Raw genomic sequence first — 17245 nt, forward strand, 5'->3', positions numbered from 1 at the left:
GGAGCGCGCCGCCACAGGAAGACGCTTTTAGAGAGTGCGCGTCCTCTTTCTCGAGCTACACTTCCGGCATGACTAGTGGTGGAGATCACATCCGCGGGGAATTCGACCTGGTGGTGCGTGGGGGACTGTGGTTCGACGGCACCGGTGCGCCCGGCGTCGTACGCAATCTCGGGATCAAGGACGGCGTGGTCGCGACCGTGAGCGCCGACGACCTCCCGGTCGGGCCGGGCACCGAGGTGCTCGAGGCCGAGGGGCGCTGGGTGATGCCCGGCTTCGTCGACACTCATACCCACTACGACGCCGAAGTGCTCGTCGCCCCCGGATTGTCGGAGTCGGTGCGACACGGGGTCACCACGGTGCTCATGGGCAATTGCTCGATCTCGACGGTGTACGTGCCACCTGTCGATGCCGCCGACCTGTTCAGCCGTGTCGAAGCGCTGCCGCGCGAACACGTGCTCACAGCGCTCGAACGTTCGAAGACGTGGAAGTCTCCCGCGGAGTACGTCGACGCCCTGAATGCGCTTCCGCTCGGTCCGAATATCGCTGCCTTCGTGGGTCATTCGGATGTCCGTGCGTCGGTGATGGGGCTCGGCCGCTCCACCGAATCCGCCAACCGTCCGACCCGTGCCGAACTTGCCGCCATCGACACCGCAGTGGAGAAGGCGCTCGACGCGGGTTTTCTCGGCGTATCCACGATGACGAATCCGTGGGACAAGATGGACGGCGACCGCTACCGGTCGCGCACCCTGCCCTCCACGCACGCGTCGTGGTCGGAATTCCTTCGCCTGCACCGGATTCTGCGTCGGCGCGGCCGTACGCTGCAGGCGGTGCCGAACCTCAACACCAAGTACGATGTCGCGTTCTTCGCACTCGCGAGCACCGGGTTGGGTCGCCGGCCGATGAAGACGTCGGTCCTCGCCGCGGCCGACACGAAGGCCGAACGCTGGGTCAACCGTATCTTCGGCCCGATCGCGTTCGTCGCCAACAGAATCGGCAAGGGTGCGTTCCGCTGGCAGCATCTCCCGACGACGTTCGAGGTGTACTCCGACGGCATCGACCTGGTGGTGTTCGAGGAGTTCGGGTCGGGCCGTGCCGCCCTGCACCTGCAGGACGAGATCGACCGCAACGCACTGCTGCGCGACGAGGCCTACCGCCGGTGGTTCCGGCAGGATTTCGAGAAGAAGTTCTCGCCGCGAGTGTGGCACCGCGACTTCGACGACACCCGCATCGTCGAGTGCCCGGACTCGTCGCTCGTGGGCCGCTCGATCGGAGAGGTGGCCCGCGAGAAGAAGTTGCACCCCGTCGACGCCTTCCTCGACCTCGTCGTCGAGTACGGCCGGAAATTCCGGTGGCACACCGTCATCGCGAACGACCGGCCCGAGGTGGCCAATCGGCTCGTCCGCACGCCGGGCGTCACCCTCGGTTTCTCCGACGCGGGAGCGCACCTGCGCAACATGGCGTTCTACAACTTCGGCATCTGCCTGCTGCGCCGCATCCACGAATACGAGCAGCGCGGAAACCCGGTGATTCCGCTCGAGACCGCGGTGCACAAGCTCACCGGTGAACTCGGCGGCTTCTACGGAATCGATGCCGGGCACCTGAGGGTCGGCGACCGCGCCGATCTGGTGGTGATCGATCCCGAGGGCCTGAACGAGGACACCGATCGGTACCACGAGGCGCCGATGAAGGAGTTCGGTGGGCTGAGCAGGATGGTCAACCGCAACGACGCCGCAGTCACCGCGACGGCCGTGGCCGGAGAGGTCGTCTTCCGCCAAGGGCAGTACGTGCCCGGGTTCGGCGAGACGGTCGGTACCGGCAGGTTCCTCAGGGCCGGCGTCGAAGAGCGGGGTCCGGCGCCCGTTCGCACCGTCGCCACCCGCACCGAACCCGTCCGGTCGACGGCTCCCTCCGGGTCGTTTTGAGCGCTCCGGCCGGCGCAGGGGTAGTCCGGCAACAGCGGCGCACTCAGCAGGAGCGCAGGCAGGAGACCATCGGGCGCATTCTCGACGCGACGATCGCCTCCCTCGCCGAGTCGGGCTACACCGCCACCACCATCGGGGAGGTGTGCCGTCGGTCCGGGGTGTCGTCGGGCGGGGTGTTCCGGCACTTCCCGACACGGCTGGACCTGATGGTCGCGGCGGCAGACACGGTGCGCGACCGGCAATTCGCCGGATTCCGGGCAGGTCTCGAGCAACTCGGCGGACCCGACGCGACATTCGAATCCGTGCGTCACTGCCTGCGGCTGCTGCGCCAGGCGTGCCGGGCTCCGATGAATGCCGCATGGTACGAACTGCTCGGCGCGGCCCGCACCGACGCCCGCCTGCGCGAACACCTCGCGCCGATGGCGGAGCGCTACCACGCCCAGATCGCCGAGTTCGGGCGGTCGCTGCCCCTCGCCGCGCGCTTCGCGCCCGAGGAGTTCGACACCATTCTGTTCTCGCTCGTGCACCTGTTCGACGGTGAGGCGTTGACCGCGACCGTCCATCCGCAACCCGAGCAGGAGGACCCGCGTGTGGAAATGCTGGCCCGATTACTGGTGGACGTCACACCTCGCATAAGTTCGGATAATGAGCAATGAGAACGGATCTGCTCCCCAATGGTTCGCCGATGCGCTCGCAGCGCCCGTCGACACCGGCAGAACGACGGTGGACGGTGCCTCCATCAGCTATCGAGCATGGGGGGACCCGGGGCAGCCCGGCATCGTCCTCGTGCACGGCGGCATGGCGCATTCACGCTGGTGGGACCACATCGGACCGCAGCTTGCGGACGGTCGCCGCGTCGCCGCGCTGGATCTGAGCGGACACGGCGAGAGCGATCATCGTGAGCACTACGCCCTGGATCTGTGGGCCGACGAGGCGCTCGCCGTCGCCGAAGCCGCCGGCATCACCGGCCCACCCGTCCTCGTCGGGCACAGCATGGGCGGAATCGTGTCGTTCGCGGCGTCGCATCTTCGGGGTGAACACCTCGCGGGTGTGATCATCCTCGACTCGCCGATCCGCGACCTGTCGCCCGAGGAAATGGAAATGCGCGTCAAGGCGGTCGCGAACGCGGGACCGCCGAAGGTGTATCCGACGGTCGAGGAAGCGGTCGGCCGGTTCCGGCTTGTACCTCCGCAGGACACCGCCGAACCGTTCGTGCTCCGCCACATCGCCCGCACGTCGTTGAAGCAGGTCGACGGCGGCTGGTCGTGGAAGTTCGACAACCTGCGGATGGGGCGCGAATCGCGGCGCAGCCTCGAGGCGATGGACCCGAATTGCCGCCTCGCCTACTTCCGCTGCGAGCACGGCATCGTCAGCGACGCATTGTCGGCGCAATTGCGCGAGCAGTTCGGCCCCGATGCCATGATGACCGAGTTGCCCGCGGCCGGGCACCATCCGATGATCGACCAGCCGCTGGCCGTGGTCACCGCGGTCCGCACCGTACTTTCGTCGTGGAGGCGATAGTGGAGGCGATCGAGCTGTGAACCCGCTGCGGCACGTTGCGATCCGGTTGGGCGCGCAGTCGTGGTTGCCCCGCTACGCGCGCTACATCATTGCCGCGGACGAATCACTCCAGAAGCTCTCCGGCGGCCGGCTCGCGTTACTTGCGCTCGCCGGGTTGCCGGAACTGGTGCTCACCGTCCGCGGACGCAAGACCGGTGAACCACGGACGACTCCGCTGCTGTGTGTGCCGCATGCGGGAGGCTGGCTGGTCGCCGGCTCGAACTGGGGACACCCGCGTACCCCGGCGTGGGTGTACAACCTGCGGGAGGCGGACGAGGCGACGGTGACGTTCGGTGGGCGCAGCACGACCGTATCGGTGCGAGTCGCCGAGGGGGCCGAGCGCGAACAGCTGTGGCGGGAAATGGTTACGGTGTGGCCGAACTACGACCGATACGCCGAGCGGACCGACCGGCAGATCCCGTTGTTCGTCCTGACCCCGCGCTCCTGAGGCGCCGCGTCATACCGGTGCGTGGACGTCGGCTTCCTCGACACTGACGGGCTTGCGTCGTTCGCGCAGCAGGTGCCGCGCCGCCCAGTCGAGCCAGAATCCGAGGAAACCGATCACGACGATCACGGCCATCACCTGGTCGTAGGCAAGCTGATCGCGCGCGTTCAGAATCTGGTAGCCCAGCCCGGACCGTACCCCGAGCATTTCGGCGGGCACGAGCACCACCCAGGCGATGCCGAGACCGACCCGCAGACCGGTCTGCACCTGCACGCGTACCGCGGGCAGCACCACCGAGGTGAGCAGTTCCAAGCGGGTCGCGCCGAAGGAACGCGCCACCATCAGGTGCCCCGGATCGATGCTGTGCACTCCGGCTGCGGTGTTGATGACGATCGGCCACACGGCGGCCGCGGCGATGAGGAAGAACACCGGCTGGTGGCCGATGCCGAACAGCGCCACGGCAATCGGCGCCCAGGACAGCGGTGAGATCATCCGGAGGAACTGCATGACCGGCATCGTGGCGCGCTCGACGAGCGGGCTGAGCCCGAGCAGCAGACCGAGGGGGATGCCGAGGGTCGCCGCGATGAGCAGCCCGACGAGCAACCGCCACAGGCTCGCGAGGATGTCGGGCAGCAGGACGCCCCGGGAGAACAGATCCGCGATGGCCGGTGCGACGTACTGGGGTGCGAACTCGCGGATGAGCGACTCCGGCCCTACCAGGACGGTGGTGATCAGCCACCACAGTGCCACCGCGACCACGATCGCGACGGCCTGTGGAAGGAGCGGAAGGTGCCGGGCGGGCCGGGCCGGGGTACTCACGAGAGGTCGACCTCCTCGGTGCGGGTGAGATCTGCGGGGAGACCGAAAGCGTCCGTCCCGGACACCCGGGTCAGGGCGGTGCGGACGAACCGGTCGTCGACGAGGTCGCGATGAACCGTGGCCGGATCGATCCGGGACAGAAATCCGGTGTCGCCGTCGACGATCGTGTGGTGCATGGCCTCGACCAGGGCGCTGGTGAAACTCGGGAAGGGGAACGGCTGGTAACCGATCTGTTCCGGCTGCCAGTACGGGTGCAGCGTTTCCGCGTTGCGCCCCGGATACGTCAGAGCCTTGGTGATCGCGGGCAACGGCTGCGGCAGATAGCGGTCCGCCAGCAGTTCCGCGGCGGCGGGCCGATCCGCACCGAGTTGCAACTGTGCGGTCACCACCGAATTCGTCAGTGCCTGCACGACGCCGGGATTCTCCTCGATGAGATCCTCGTGGACGAGTAGCGCACAGCACGCGTGGTCGCGCCACAGATCTCCGAGGAAGCGGTGGATACGCCCGACGCCACGAATCTCGGCGGCCGCGTTGAACGGGTCGGCCACGGTGAATCCGGCGATCGACCCGTTGGCCAAGGCGGGAATCATGTCGGAGGGCCCCATCACGACGAGTCCGACGGTGCCGGCCGAGCGCGACGGCGCCTGGCGGACGACGGGACGCAACCCGTGCGCCCGCAGTAGTTGCTGGATCGCGATGTTGTGGATCGACCACCAGAACGGAATCGCGATCTGCTCTCCGGCGAGTTGCCCGAGGTCGGTGATGTGCGGGGCAACGGTGAGCGCCGAGCCGTTGGTGTGGTTCCACCCGAGGATCCGGACCGAGCTGCCCAGCCCGTAGCGCAACTGCACGGCCATCGGCATCAGCAGGTGCACGACGTCGACCTGCCGGCTGACGAAGGCCTCCGCGAGTGACGCCCAGCTGCGGAACAGCACCGGCTTCGCGCCGTCCACGACGCCGGGCGGGTACAGGCCGGAACCGTGCGCGACGAGCAGAGGCGCGGCATCGGTGATCGGAAGGTAACCGATGCGGAGCTGTCCGGTGGTGTTGCTGCGGTCGGCGGTCGCGGTGCGAGCGAGGTCGACGGCACCGGCGATACCACCGGCGGCGGCGAGTCCCAGTGCGCCGCGCAGCAGGGTCCGCCGCGCTATCGACCCACGGTGATCGGTGGGCCCGCTCATGTCGGTGTCATGTCGTGCTCGGTGTCATGTCGTGCTCAGGGACGAATCGCGGTAGTGCGCAAGGATATCGGTGCGCAGACCGTCGCGGTGCCCGTCCTCGAGATCGCCGATCTGCCACTGCTGCCGTACGGTACCGCCGCGCCCGAACAGCGCAATCCGGTCGCCGAGACGCAATGCCTCGTCGATGTCGTGGGTGACGAGCACGGTCGTGAAGCCGAGGTCGCGGGCGAGATCGGCGAGCCACGACTGCAGGTCGCCGCGGGTTGCCGGGTCGAGTGCGCTGAACGGCTCGTCGAGCAGCAGCAGCCGGGGCCGTACCGCGACAGCGCGGATCACGGCGATGCGCTGTGCCTGGCCACCGGATAGTTGCTCGGGGTAGTAGCCGCCGAGCGAGGAGAGGCCGAACCGATCGAGCAGTTCGTCGGCATATGCCGTATCGAACCGCTCGCGGTGCACGGCGAAACGCCCGCCGAAGGCAATGTTCTCGCGGACCGTGAGCCATGGCATCAGGAACGGTTGCTGGAACACCACGCCCGTGTGCGGACGGGTGTCGTCGTCGGAGTCGGGCCAGTCGATCGCGCCGCGGTCGAGATGGTCGAGTCCCGCGACGATGCGCAGCAGCGTCGACTTGCCGCTGCCGCTGCTACCGAGCACCACGAGGAATTCGCCGGTGGCGATGTCCAGGTCGACACCCTGCAGTACGGGAGTCCTACGACCGGCGAAACTCTTGTAGCCGTTGACTATTCGTACTGCGACAGTTCCCACCGCAACTGTCCTTCCGACGGTGACTGGATCGGAAGAAACGCCGCTTCGCGGAACCTCCGGTTGGTGGCGCTGGCCGACGCGTAACCGGCGCCGCCGCGCAGGGTCGCTTCGAGCCGGGTTGCCGCCACCGCAACGAGCGAACCGTCGAGCCGCAGCCGGATCAGGTCCGCCGCGGTCGCCGTCGTGGGATCGGCGGCGTACCGGTACAGCCGTTCGCGCAGCGACTCGTACTGCGTCGAGAGCAGTTCGTGTTCTCCGGTGAACTGCTCGCCGAGTCCGTGCAGGCGCGTTGCGGCCTCGGCGAGGGCGGCGCGGGCGATGCCGACGCAGAACGAGGTCTGCAGCAGCAGGAACGTCGGGCGGATGGAGCTGCAGAAGTCCGCCAGTTCGTCGGTCAGCACGTCCGCCGCCGGGATCCGGACAGCGTCGAACTTCAGTGACGTCGACGACGTGGCACCCAGCGCCAGCAGTTCGGGCGACTCGTTGATGTGCACGCCCGGTGTATCGGCGCGTACGACGGCCACGATGCGACCACCCTCGGCGGTCCGAGCCGGGAAGACGATCAGCGAATCGGGAAAGACGTTGGACGCCCAGTGGATCGGGCCCGACACGGTGAAACCGTCGGTGGTGCGCTCGGCGAGTAGGGGCAGCTCGCCGAGTCCGGCCAGATGCTTGAGAGCAGCAGCCATCGCGGTGACGCCGACGAGCCGGCCGGATGCGAGGTCGTCGCGGTAGCGCGACCGCAGGGGCTGTGGTGCGCGGTCGACGTATTCGAGCGCCATGCGCTGCGCCCACAGGGAGAACCCCACGGTGAGCGACTCGGCGGCGATGTCGTCGATGACCGCGGCCATATCGTCGAGACACTCTCCGCCGAGCCCGTTCTCGAGCAGTCCGAGCTCGCCGATGCGGACGAGGTCGGTGCGGATGTCTGTCTCACCACGATCGAGCGCTGCGGCACGGTCGCGGACGAAGTCCGCAATTGTGTTGCGCTGCTGCTCGTTCGGTCGCTGGATGGCCGCGGTCATCGGTTCGATTATCCTTCGAGGGAGTGGATGCGGTCGATCGGAGTGCTGACGACCTCGCGGGCACGCACGACGGCGTCCTCGTCGGGGGCGTTGTAGAAGCACAGGCACTTGTCCATGTCCTCACGGACATACGTGCGCAGGAAGCTCACTTCCGGCACGTCGGCGTACTTCGGCGAGTTCGCCTTCTTCCGCGCCAGGTAGGTCTCCATGTCGATGGTGTCGGGGATATCCCATTCGACAAGGTAACCGGCGGTGGGCCGCGCAGCCTTGATCTGGTCCAGGTCGGCGCCGACCAGGCGAACTTCGTTGGGGCCCACGACTTCCGCGACATCGAGGTTTGCGGCCTCGAGCTGCGCCGCGCGGCAGGCGTTGAACTCGGCGATCGCGAAGACGCGCTGTGCGCCGGAGGTCACCTGGGATTCGATCAGTTCGCCGCCGGCGGCGACAACCGCGTCGTCGAACGCCTTGATGGCGGCCTCGGCCTGGCCCGCGGCGGGCACGAGTTCATACAGAGACAGCGACATGGAGTCACCTTCCGAAAAGCAGGGGTGGGGATTGTTACCGGTGCGCCGAAATGGGCTCGCACAACATGCGAAAGATCCGAAAGGCGTAGGGGTCCGGTCAGGGCTGGAAACGACGACACGCAGCACCGGCCACCCGCACGAGATCCACGTGCAGGCGACGGGTCAGAAGGCTGTGTGTCACGGCGCCCACGATACAGGTGGATAGAACGGTCTGTCTATCGGCGTCGATCCGTTACGCTGGTGGGGTGCGTTCCACTGCCGAAACCCCCACCAAGCGCTCTCCCGCAGAACGGCTGCTGGAGACGGCCGGCGAATTGTTCGCCGAGTACGGCATCCGTGCAGTGGGCGTCGACCGCATCCTCGCCGAATCCGGAGTCGCGCGCGCGAGCCTGTACACGGCGTACGGCTCGAAGGACGCGCTGGTGCACGCCTACCTCGACGGACTCGACCGCCGTGATCGCGCGCGCTGGAACGAGGCCGTCGAGGCGTTGGACGATCCGGTCGCCAAGATCTTGACGTTCTTCGATCTCGCGCTTGCCTCGGCACCGAGGAAGAACTTCCGCGGATGCCAGTATGCAAACGCCGCAACGGAATTCCCGCAGGAACGTATCGAGCCTGTCCTTGCTCACCGGGAGTGGCTGCGTTCGACCCTCGTCGAATTGCTCGAGCAGGCCGGAGTCGCCGACCCGAAAGGCACGGCCGAGCAGATCCGGCTGATCTACGACGGTTCGCTCGCCGGCTCGAAATTCGAGCACTCGGCCGACCCGATCCGATTCGGTCGCGAAATGGCGGCCGCGGCGATCTCGGCGGCCTGAATACCCGGCCGTTCGACGCTCGGCCTTCAGAACGGCGGCTGCGACGGGGGCTCCGGAGCCGGGACGCGTTCTCTGCGCGTCGTGGCACCGGGCCTCACGAGGACACGGAAGCTCACGCCCGCGGTGACGAATGTGAGAGCCGCGCCTATCAGGCCCGCAACCCATGCCGATTCGTCGCGCTCGCCCACCGTGTACCCGGCCAGCGCGCCGTCGGCGAGTCGGTGCTCGCGTACGTTACGGGCCATGCAGTCGCCGGTGCGTGTTTCCGTGGCGCTCTCGCAGCCGCGCCGGGTGGCGGCGTCGAGCGCATCCGGACTGCTGCTCGCAAGGGGTGCCAGGGCTCCGGCGACGATGAGCGTCGCGAATCCGAGGGCGCCCATGAGTTGCACACGGGTCAGTCGCGGTGACGGTGCCGGTCGCGCTCCGCCGCGGAGCAGGCGTACCGCATCCGGACGCGCCCATGCGACGGCCACAACCACTGCCGCCGTGACCAGGCCCTCCACGATGCCGACCGGAACGTGCACCCCGTAGAGATAGGCGACATCGGCGAACGGGACGGCGGTGCCACCGAGGGCGTACTCGACCACGAAGCCCGTCGTCGCGGCTCCGATCGACACGAAGCCCGCCGCGAACGCGGCCCCCGCCAGGGCGGTGAGCGGGGACTGTGGGCGGCGCCGCCGCAGCAGCTCCCGCAGCAAGACAGCACTCGCGTAGCCGGCCGCGACACCGGCCAGAGCCATGTTGGTGATGTTCGTGCCGAGCGCGCTCAAGCCGCCGTCGGCGAACACGAATGCCTGCACCACCAGCACGATCGTCACGCACAGCGCGCCGGTGAACGGTCCGACGAGCAGCGCGGTGAGCGCGCCGCCGACGACATGCCCGCTCACCCCGGGCAGCACCGGCACGTTGATCATCTGCAGCGCGAACACGAACGCGGTGAGCAGACCGGCGACCGGTGCGGACCGTTCGTCGAGTTCGCTGCGGGCCCGCCACGCGGCGAGTGCCACGCCCAGCGCGGCCACGATGTAGAACAGCGTCGAGGCGCGCGCGTCGACCAGTCCGTCGCTCATGTGCATGGCTTGGACATCCACCCGACGACCTCCCACGGTGACGGTGCGTTCTCGCAGAAGCGTAGTGGGCTGTTCCCTGCCGGTGGCCGATTTCGCGCAGCGTGCCGGGAGGGCGATCCGGCGTGGACCGTGTACAGGAACAGTAACCTGTTCTATATTTCGTACATGTATGAGTGGTCAGACACCGATCTCATGTTCCGCGACGCGCTGCGTGGCTTCATCGAGAAGGAAATCCGCCCCCACGTCGACAGGCTCGAGTCCGGTGAACTGCCGCCGTTCGACATCATCCGCAAGATGTTCGCCGCATTCGGCATCGACGAGATGGCGCGTGAATCGCTGACCCGCGCCCTCGAGAAGGAGGAAAGGGGGGAACGTTCGTCGGGTGGCAGCGGCGGTACGGGTGGATCGCCGGGCATGGCAGCCCTGCTCAACATCGAGATCGCCGGCGTGAGCCTCGGTCTCGTCGCGTCGATGGGTGTGAGTCTCGGGCTGACCGCGGGCACGATCCGCGGCCGCGGCACTCTCGCGCAGAAGAAGCGATGGCTGCCGGAGTTGGTGACATTCGAGAAGGTCGGCGCATGGGCGATCACCGAACCGGATTCGGGCTCCGACGCGTTCGGCGGTATGAAGACCACCGTCCGCCGCGACGGCGACGACTACATCCTCAACGGGCAGAAGACGTTCATCACCAACGGCCCGTACGCGGACGTCATCATCGTGTACGCGAAGCTCGACGACGGTGATGCCTCGATCGATCGGCGCGACCGCAAGGTGCTCGCCTTCGTCCTGGACGCGGGCATGGAGGGGCTCACCCAGAGCCCGCCGTTCAAGAAGATGGGTATGAATTCGTCGCCCACCGGTGAATTGTTCTTCGACAACGTTCGTCTCACCCGGGACCGGTTGCTGGGCGAGTCCGAGGAAAGCGGCAAAAGCGACGGAAAGGACAGTGCGAAGGAGTCGTTCGCGACCGAGCGCATCGGCATCGCCTACCTGTCGCTCGGCATCATCGAGCAGTGCCTGAAGCTGTGCACGGAGTACGCGAAGTCGCGGAAGCTGTGGGGCCAGGAGATCGCGCAGTTCCAGCTCATCCAGCTCAAGCTCGCGGAGATGGAGATCGCGCGGGTCAATGTGCGGAACATGGTGTTCAGTGCGATCGAGCGGGCCCAGGCGGGCAAGCCGGTGAGCCTGCCGGAAGCGTCGGCGATGAAGCTGTACTCGTCCCGGGCCGCGACCGATGTCGCGATGGAGGCGGTGCAACTGTTCGGCGGAAACGGGTATATGGCCGAATACCGCGTCGAACAGCTTGCGCGAGACGCGAAGTCGCTGATGATCTACGCGGGCAGCAACGAGATCCAGGTGACGCACATCGCGAAGGGGTTGCTGACGGCTCGTTGATTCCGGCTGTCGTGTCGTTCGGTGCAGGACACCACTGTTGACGTCGGGTCCGCGCCGGATGGCAGCGGCAGCGGCGGCTTCCCGGCGGCGTTCGTCCGGTCGCGTGTGACAGGTTCGCGCGGTCTTCGTCTATCGTTGCCGTCGGCGAGGTATGTCGGCACCGGGAGTCGGGGGTGTGGCCGGCATGCCGAACTGCTCACGGGGAGGAAATCGGGTAGCCGATGTACACACAAAAAATGGATATCGAGGGCGGACCGCCGACTCTGATCGACGGCCGGTCGGCGCGCGCGGAACGCACCCGTCAGGCCGTCATCGAGGCGCACATCGGGTTGATTCGCGCGGGTGAACTCAAGCCGACCGGCGTGCAGATCGCGTCGCGCGCGGGAGTGTCGCTGCGGTCGCTGTGGGGGCATTTCGGGGATCTCGAGACTCTCTTCGCGGCGACCGGCGCGGAACTGATGCGCAGGCACGACGACGCGGCGGAGCTGGTCGACCCGGCGCTGCCGCTCGACGAACGCATCGACGTGTATTGCCGTCTGCGCGCCGAGGCGCTCGAGTTCATCGCGCCGTTCGCCCGGTCGTCGGAGATCCGGGCGCCGTTCTCGCGCGAGCTGCAGCGCCACCGCATGCGCTATTTCGAGCGCGCGGCGCGCGATGTGCAGAATCTGTTCGCGGCGGAATTCGACGGTGTCGACGATGTCGTGTGCAGTCAGATCGTGCAGTCGATGGCCATCGCGACGACATGGCCGATGTGGGTGTCGTTGCGCGATGTGCTGCGGCTGCCGGTGCCGGACGCGGTCGAGGTCATGAAGCGGACCATGTCCGCGCTGGTGTCGGAGGCGATCGCTTCCCCCCGCGGGGTACCTGCCGGTTCGTGATCTCCGCGGGAACCTTTCTCGTACGGCGTACGTTATGGGTGCGCATCCGAACGAAAGGAGACCACCCGTGACCATCACCGACAGTGCGTTGTCACTCAACGTCGCCGATGTCGAGGCCTCGGCCGACTTCGCCGTCCGTCACCTGGGCTTCACGCAGGTCATGGCAGCCGACGGTTTCGCGTCCCTGACCCGCGACGACGCCGGCTTCAACCTCGTCTTCCTGCGCACCGGCCTGGGCACGTTCAAGCCCGCGGCCATCGCAGGGGAAGCCGGGCACGGCATGCTCGTCGTATTCGTCGTCGATGCCGTCGACGACGAATACGAGCGGTTGCGCGGCGAGGGCGTGGATATCGTCACGCCCGTCGAGACCGAGCCGTGGGGAGAGCGGTACTTCCAGGTCCGCGACCCCAACGGCATCCACTACCAGTTCGTGCAGTGGATGAGCCGACCCGAGGACGGTTAGACCCGGTTCACGGTCCGGCGTGCGCCGCGAGGAACGGTTCGAGCACCGACAGCACCTCCGGCGCCGCCGCGACCGTGGTCGCGTGATCGAATCCGCGCAGGATCGCGAGCCGCGCGCCGGGTACCGTGCGGGAAATCGCGCGGGTGTCTTCGACCCGCAGGTGATCTTCCGAGCCGACCACCGCGAGTGTCGGCACGTCCAGCGCGGCCAGCGTGGCATCGTCGATTCCCGGTTCCCGGTCCGAACGCCGGAAGTACGCCACGAGCGCTTCACTGTCGTTGGCCTGAAATGCTGCCCGCGTTCCCGGATCGAGGGGGCCGTCCCGGTGTTTCTCCCACTCGGCGAGGAAGCCGTCCATGCCGTCGCGGGCCAGCACGTCCACACATCCGGGAAAGAACAAGCGATCCAGCGCACCGTGCTGCGGTCGCGCACTGCCACCCAGCAACATCAGCGTGCGCAGTCGCTCCGGCGCCGCCACCGCGAGCGACAGCCCGGCGCGGGCCCCGACCGAATATCCCAGATAATGCGCCCGTGCCACCCCTGCCGCGTCGAGAACCGCGACGAGGTCGGCGACGATCACATCCATCGCGTACGCGTCCTCCTCGTGCGGGGTACCGCTGCGCCCGTGCCCGCGCAGATCCGGCAGGATCAGGCGATACCGATCACGAAGTGCCTTCAGATATCCGAAGGTCCGCCACGTGGCCGACGACAGCGCGCTGCCGTGCACGAGCATCAGCGCCGGTGCCCCGCTCGCAGCCCATTCGGAGGTGTCGTTCGGATACAGCGAGAAGGCGATGCGGGTTCCGTCCACCGGATTGATTGCTTCAGTCACTCCTTCAGTGTCTCCGACGGCAGTGTGACCGACCGGGTCACGCCGATTTCCGACAGGAACCGTTCGTCGTGGGAGACGACGACGAGGGCGCCCGCGAAGCCGCGCAGTGCCTGCTTCAGGTGTCCGAGGCTCGGCAGATCCAGGTTGTTGGTGGGCTCGTCGAGCAACAGCAACTGCGGCGCGGGATCGGCCGCAAGCAGGATGGCGAGCGCGGCCCGCAGCCGCTCCCCGCCGGACAGGGCTCCCACGGTCACGTCGGCGTCGTTGCCGCGGAACAGGAATCGAGCCAGTCGTGCCCGTACTTCCTGGGGAGGCAGGTGCGGTGCGCGCTGTTCCGCGTTGGCCACCACCGACAGCGCGTCGTCGAAGATGTCGAGGCGCTGTGGCAGCAATGCGTACGGAACCAGCGGTCCGGCTGTCACAACGCACTGCAGCAGCGTCGTTTTTCCCGATCCGTTGGGGCCGCGCAGCGCGATGCGTTCCGGCCCGACGATCTCGAGGGGTGAATCGGCCACGCGACGCCCGGGATGCACTGCGGTCTCCGGCAGGTCCACTCGGATCTCCCGATCGTCGCGCACCTCCTGCTGTGCCTGTTCGAGTTGCGCACGAGCAGAGGAGAGGTCGTCTTCGTGCTCGCGACGCAGACGCCCGGCCGATTCCTGGGCCTGGCGTTTGCGCGCACCCATCACGATCTTCGGTTCGCGCTTGTTCTCGAACATCTTGCGGCCGTAGCGTTGTCGCCGATCCAGCGTGATGTGCGCCGCGACGAGCTCACGTGCCTGCCGTCGCACATCGCTGCGGGCATCCCGCACCGCGGCGCGGGCGGCTTCCTGTTCGGCTGCGACGATCTGCTCGTAGTCGCTGTAGCTGCCTCCGAACAGGCGCAGCCTGCCGTCGCGAAGCTCGACGATCGCGTTCATCCGATCGAGAAGATCGCGATCGTGGCCGGCCACGATGACGGTGCCGGGAAATTGATCCAGCGCGTCCTGCAGTCGCTGTCGGCCCGCGATATCGAGGTTGTTCGTGGGTTCGTCGAGCAACAGCACGTCGGGTTCGTCGAGCAGTCGGGCCGTGAGTGCGAGCAATACCGTCTCGCCGCCGGAAAGATTTCCGACCGTGCGATCGAAATCGTCGCTGCCGGCCAGGATCCGGTCGAGGCCGAGCCGGTGTATCGCCGCGAGGGCGCGTTCCTCGACATCCCAGCGATCGCCGACGACCTCGAAATCCGCGGCCGTGCCGACGCCGGATTCGATGTGCCGCAGCGCCGCGCGCACGTGGTCGATTCCGAGTACGGTGGCGATCGAGACCGCCGGGTCCAGGGTGATGTCCTGCGGCAGGTACGCCACCGTGCCCTGGGAGGACACCGACCCCCGGGTAGGTTGCCGCAAACCGGAGATGAGCTGCAGCAGAGTGCTTTTGCCACTCCCGTTGCGTCCCACCAGGCCGGTGCGTCCGGCCGGGAACGTGAGATCGAGACCATCGAAGACACAGGTGCCGTCGGGATGGTCGGAAGTGAGATCGGACAGCGATACGAAACTGTTGGGGGACATGGGGACTCCGAAGTAAGAGGTACGCACACGTGGATCGGTGTGGCGAGTCGAGAACCTCTACAGGAGCAACGTCGTATCCGTTCGCAGGGAATGCGGTCGAGATCCACGGTACGAGCGCGTCGGTCATCGCGCAACCGATTTGAATTCACCGACGGGCGGTGCGTCCCACGGCACCTGTTCGCGACTTCGGGCATGATCGTGACCGTGCGCATTCGACGACGAACGGCTGCCCTGGCTGCACTACTCGCGGCGGCGCTCGCCGCTACCGGGTGTTCGTCCGGGCCTGATCAACCCGAGACGATCGCCGAGCAGTTCGCCGTGGCCCTCGAAGCCGGTGACGTGCAGGCGGCCGCGGCGCTGACGACCGATCCCGCGGTTGCGGCAACGGTGATTTCGGATCTCTTCGACGGACTCGGCAACGACGATCCCGACGTAACGGTCGCGGGGACGGGCGACGCCGGCACCTTCGATCTGGACGTGACGTGGAACTTCGGTGAGGGGCGTGACTGGTCGTACCGCACCACGGGCAGCGCGGTCGAAGATGCCGCAGTCGACGACGCCGCTGCCGAGGACGCCTGGCGTATTCGCTGGGACCCGGCGCTCTTGTCGCCCGACCTGTCGGCCGGAGCATCCGTGCGCTACACGAACACGGTCGGTTCGCCGCCGACGATCTTCGACCGCGACGGGCAACCGCTCATGAGTCAGCAGATCGTCACGCTGGTCGAATTGGATCCGACCGCCGACCCCGCCGCCGTCGCGCCGGTACTCGCGACGGTTGCGCCCACCATCACCGCCGAGTCGCTGGCGGCAGAACTGGCGGCGGCCGACGGTCGACCCGTCACCGCGATCACCCTGCGAGAGGCCGATCTCGCGCCCCTCGAGGGGCAGCTCGCCGCGCTGCGCGGCGTGACGCTGGCGCCTCAGACGCGGCTGCTGACCTCCGAGCGCGATCTCGCGTCGCCGGTGTGGTCCGGTCTGGCCGATTTGTGGCAGCAGGGGCAGGACGCCTCGGCCGGCTGGGCCGTCCAGCGGGTCGCGGCGGAAGGATCGGTGCAGCGCATCGCCGGCACGGACGGCCCCGAGGCGCCGGACCTGAACACCACGATCGATCTCGGCCTGCAGCAGCGCGCCGAATCCGCGCTCGCGTCGCTCGACCGGCCCGCGACGATCGTCGGGATCGACGCGTCGACGGGCGCGGTGCGCGTCGTCGCGCAGAACACCGCCGCCGATGGGCAGGGGGCGATTGCGCTGACCGGTCTGTTTCCGCCCGGCTCGACATTCAAGGCGATCACGACATCGGCGGCCCTGCAGGCAGGACTCGCCGACCCCGACACCGTCCTGCCGTGTCCGGGTGTGGCGAGCATCGGCGACCGCACGATTCCCAACGACGAGAACTTCGATCTCGGTGCTGTTCCGCTGCACACCGCGTTCGCGTTTTCCTGCAACACCACGATGGGCCGGCTCGCGCTGGAATTGCCGGCCTCGGCACTGACCGATGCGGCGCTGCAGTTCGGGCTGGGTATCGATTACCTCACGCCGGGACTCGTGACGGTCACGGGTAGCGTGCCGGCCGCCGAGACACCGGCGGCGCGGGTGGAGGCGGCGATCGGCCAGGGGCAGGTGACGGCGTCACCGTTCGGGATGGCACTTGTCGCCGCCTCGGTTGTGAACGGTCACACACCCGAGCCGATGATCGTCGAGGGGCGACCGGCGACCGCCGACCGCGAAGTTGCCGCCGCGCCCGATACGGTAACGGCGGCACTGCGTGCGATGATGCGGGAAACTGTTACCGACGGAACCGCGACGGCGGTGCGCGACATCGCTGATCTCATCGGTAAGACGGGCACTGCAGAGTACGGTGAGAACGGCGGGGCGCATGGATGGTTCATAGGGGCGCAAGATAACCTGGCGTTTGCGGTTTTCGTTGCGGGCGCTGAGGGTTCGGCCCCTGCCGTGGAAGCCGCGGGGAGGTGGCTGAGGGGGTAGACGAGACTGTGGCGC

18 protein-coding genes are annotated in these 17245 nt (G+C 67.6%); 9 read left to right on the forward strand and 9 right to left on the reverse strand.

The genetic code is table 11. The features are described from left to right. Window positions 1-68: 68 nt before the first annotated feature. Genes Q8814_RS06545 through Q8814_RS06560 form a run of 4 tightly spaced genes read left to right on the forward strand, consistent with a single transcriptional unit; the run spans window position 69 to window position 3930 of the window. A complete protein-coding gene (locus Q8814_RS06545) occupies window positions 69-1922 on the forward strand; it encodes an N-acyl-D-amino-acid deacylase family protein (protein ID WP_330151211.1) in 1854 nt (617 codons plus the stop codon). After that, on the forward strand, window positions 1919-2578 hold the full coding sequence (locus tag Q8814_RS06550) for a TetR/AcrR family transcriptional regulator (RefSeq protein WP_330151212.1): 660 nt from the start codon (window positions 1919-1921) through the stop codon (window positions 2576-2578). The genes Q8814_RS06545 and Q8814_RS06550 overlap by 4 nt, the downstream gene beginning before the upstream one ends. Then, window positions 2568-3443 (forward strand): alpha/beta fold hydrolase, encoded by an 876-nt coding sequence (locus tag Q8814_RS06555; protein ID WP_330151213.1) that lies wholly within the window; start codon window positions 2568-2570, stop codon window positions 3441-3443. Before Q8814_RS06550 ends, Q8814_RS06555 begins: the two co-directional genes overlap by 11 nt. A 16-nt stretch (window positions 3444-3459) precedes the next feature. Then, window positions 3460-3930: a nitroreductase family deazaflavin-dependent oxidoreductase gene (locus Q8814_RS06560; RefSeq protein WP_330151214.1), complete on the forward strand. Its 471-nt coding sequence runs from the start codon at window positions 3460-3462 to the stop codon at window positions 3928-3930. Window positions 3931-3939: 9 nt separating this feature from the next. Here the strand turns inward: Q8814_RS06560 and Q8814_RS06565 are convergent, their stop codons facing one another. The 6 genes from Q8814_RS06565 to Q8814_RS26510 all read right to left on the reverse strand — a co-directional run bounded on the left by Q8814_RS06565 (window position 3940) and on the right by Q8814_RS26510 (window position 8431). Then, window positions 3940-4746, reverse strand: coding sequence for an ABC transporter permease (locus Q8814_RS06565; protein WP_330151215.1), 807 nt, complete (start codon window positions 4744-4746; stop codon window positions 3940-3942). Next, window positions 4743-5927 (reverse strand): ABC transporter substrate-binding protein, encoded by a 1185-nt coding sequence (locus Q8814_RS06570; protein WP_330151216.1) that lies wholly within the window; start codon window positions 5925-5927, stop codon window positions 4743-4745. The genes Q8814_RS06565 and Q8814_RS06570 overlap by 4 nt, the downstream gene beginning before the upstream one ends. A gap of 24 nt (window positions 5928-5951) precedes the next feature. Further along, window positions 5952-6692: an ABC transporter ATP-binding protein gene (locus Q8814_RS06575; RefSeq protein ID WP_330151217.1), complete on the reverse strand. Its 741-nt coding sequence runs from the start codon at window positions 6690-6692 to the stop codon at window positions 5952-5954. Further along, window positions 6668-7717, reverse strand: a complete 1050-nt coding sequence (locus tag Q8814_RS06580) for an acyl-CoA dehydrogenase family protein (RefSeq protein ID WP_330151218.1) — start codon at window positions 7715-7717, stop codon at window positions 6668-6670. The genes Q8814_RS06575 and Q8814_RS06580 overlap by 25 nt, the downstream gene beginning before the upstream one ends. Before the next feature lie 8 nt (window positions 7718-7725). After that, entirely contained in the window at window positions 7726-8241 is a 516-nt protein-coding gene (locus tag Q8814_RS06585; protein ID WP_330151219.1) for a DUF4242 domain-containing protein, read from the reverse strand. A gap of 97 nt (window positions 8242-8338) precedes the next feature. Further along, window positions 8339-8431 carry a putative leader peptide gene (locus tag Q8814_RS26510; protein WP_408015849.1) on the reverse strand — a complete coding sequence of 31 codons (93 nt, stop codon included), beginning with the start codon at window positions 8429-8431 and terminating at the stop codon, window positions 8339-8341. A 55-nt stretch (window positions 8432-8486) separates the two neighbouring features. Between Q8814_RS26510 and Q8814_RS06590 the strand changes: the two genes are divergently transcribed. After that, window positions 8487-9056: a TetR/AcrR family transcriptional regulator gene (locus Q8814_RS06590; RefSeq protein WP_330151220.1), complete on the forward strand. Its 570-nt coding sequence runs from the start codon at window positions 8487-8489 to the stop codon at window positions 9054-9056. Between the two features lie 26 nt (window positions 9057-9082). Here the strand turns inward: Q8814_RS06590 and Q8814_RS06595 are convergent, their stop codons facing one another. Beyond that, a complete protein-coding gene (locus Q8814_RS06595) occupies window positions 9083-10147 on the reverse strand; it encodes an energy-coupling factor ABC transporter permease (protein ID WP_330151221.1) in 1065 nt (354 codons plus the stop codon). A gap of 144 nt (window positions 10148-10291) precedes the next feature. On the opposite strand from Q8814_RS06595, the gene Q8814_RS06600 reads away from it, so the two are divergent. From Q8814_RS06600 to Q8814_RS06610, 3 genes are all read left to right on the forward strand, one after another. Continuing rightward, complete coding sequence (locus Q8814_RS06600; RefSeq protein ID WP_330151222.1) at window positions 10292-11521, forward strand: acyl-CoA dehydrogenase family protein; 1230 nt, start codon at window positions 10292-10294, stop codon at window positions 11519-11521. Between the two features lie 236 nt (window positions 11522-11757). Beyond that, window positions 11758-12399, forward strand: coding sequence for a TetR/AcrR family transcriptional regulator (locus Q8814_RS06605; protein WP_330151223.1), 642 nt, complete (start codon window positions 11758-11760; stop codon window positions 12397-12399). A gap of 67 nt (window positions 12400-12466) precedes the next feature. Further along, on the forward strand, window positions 12467-12862 hold the full coding sequence (locus tag Q8814_RS06610; RefSeq protein ID WP_330151224.1) for a VOC family protein: 396 nt from the start codon (window positions 12467-12469) through the stop codon (window positions 12860-12862). Between the two features lie 7 nt (window positions 12863-12869). On the opposite strand, the gene Q8814_RS06615 is transcribed toward Q8814_RS06610, so the two are convergent. Continuing rightward, complete coding sequence (locus tag Q8814_RS06615) at window positions 12870-13694, reverse strand: alpha/beta fold hydrolase (protein WP_330151225.1); 825 nt, start codon at window positions 13692-13694, stop codon at window positions 12870-12872. Next, on the reverse strand, window positions 13691-15244 hold the full coding sequence (locus Q8814_RS06620) for an ABC-F family ATP-binding cassette domain-containing protein (protein WP_330151226.1): 1554 nt from the start codon (window positions 15242-15244) through the stop codon (window positions 13691-13693). The genes Q8814_RS06615 and Q8814_RS06620 overlap by 4 nt, the downstream gene beginning before the upstream one ends. Window positions 15245-15436: 192 nt before the next feature. On the opposite strand from Q8814_RS06620, the gene Q8814_RS06625 reads away from it, so the two are divergent. Beyond that, the gene (locus Q8814_RS06625; RefSeq protein ID WP_330151227.1) at window positions 15437-17230 is read left to right on the forward strand and encodes a penicillin-binding transpeptidase domain-containing protein; all 1794 of its coding nucleotides are present in this window, start codon (window positions 15437-15439) and stop codon (window positions 17228-17230) included. Window positions 17231-17245 lie beyond the last annotated feature (15 nt).

The sequence above is a fragment of the Rhodococcus chondri genome (genome assembly GCF_036327435.1).
Lineage (GTDB): Bacteria > Actinomycetota > Actinomycetes > Mycobacteriales > Mycobacteriaceae > Rhodococcus > Rhodococcus chondri.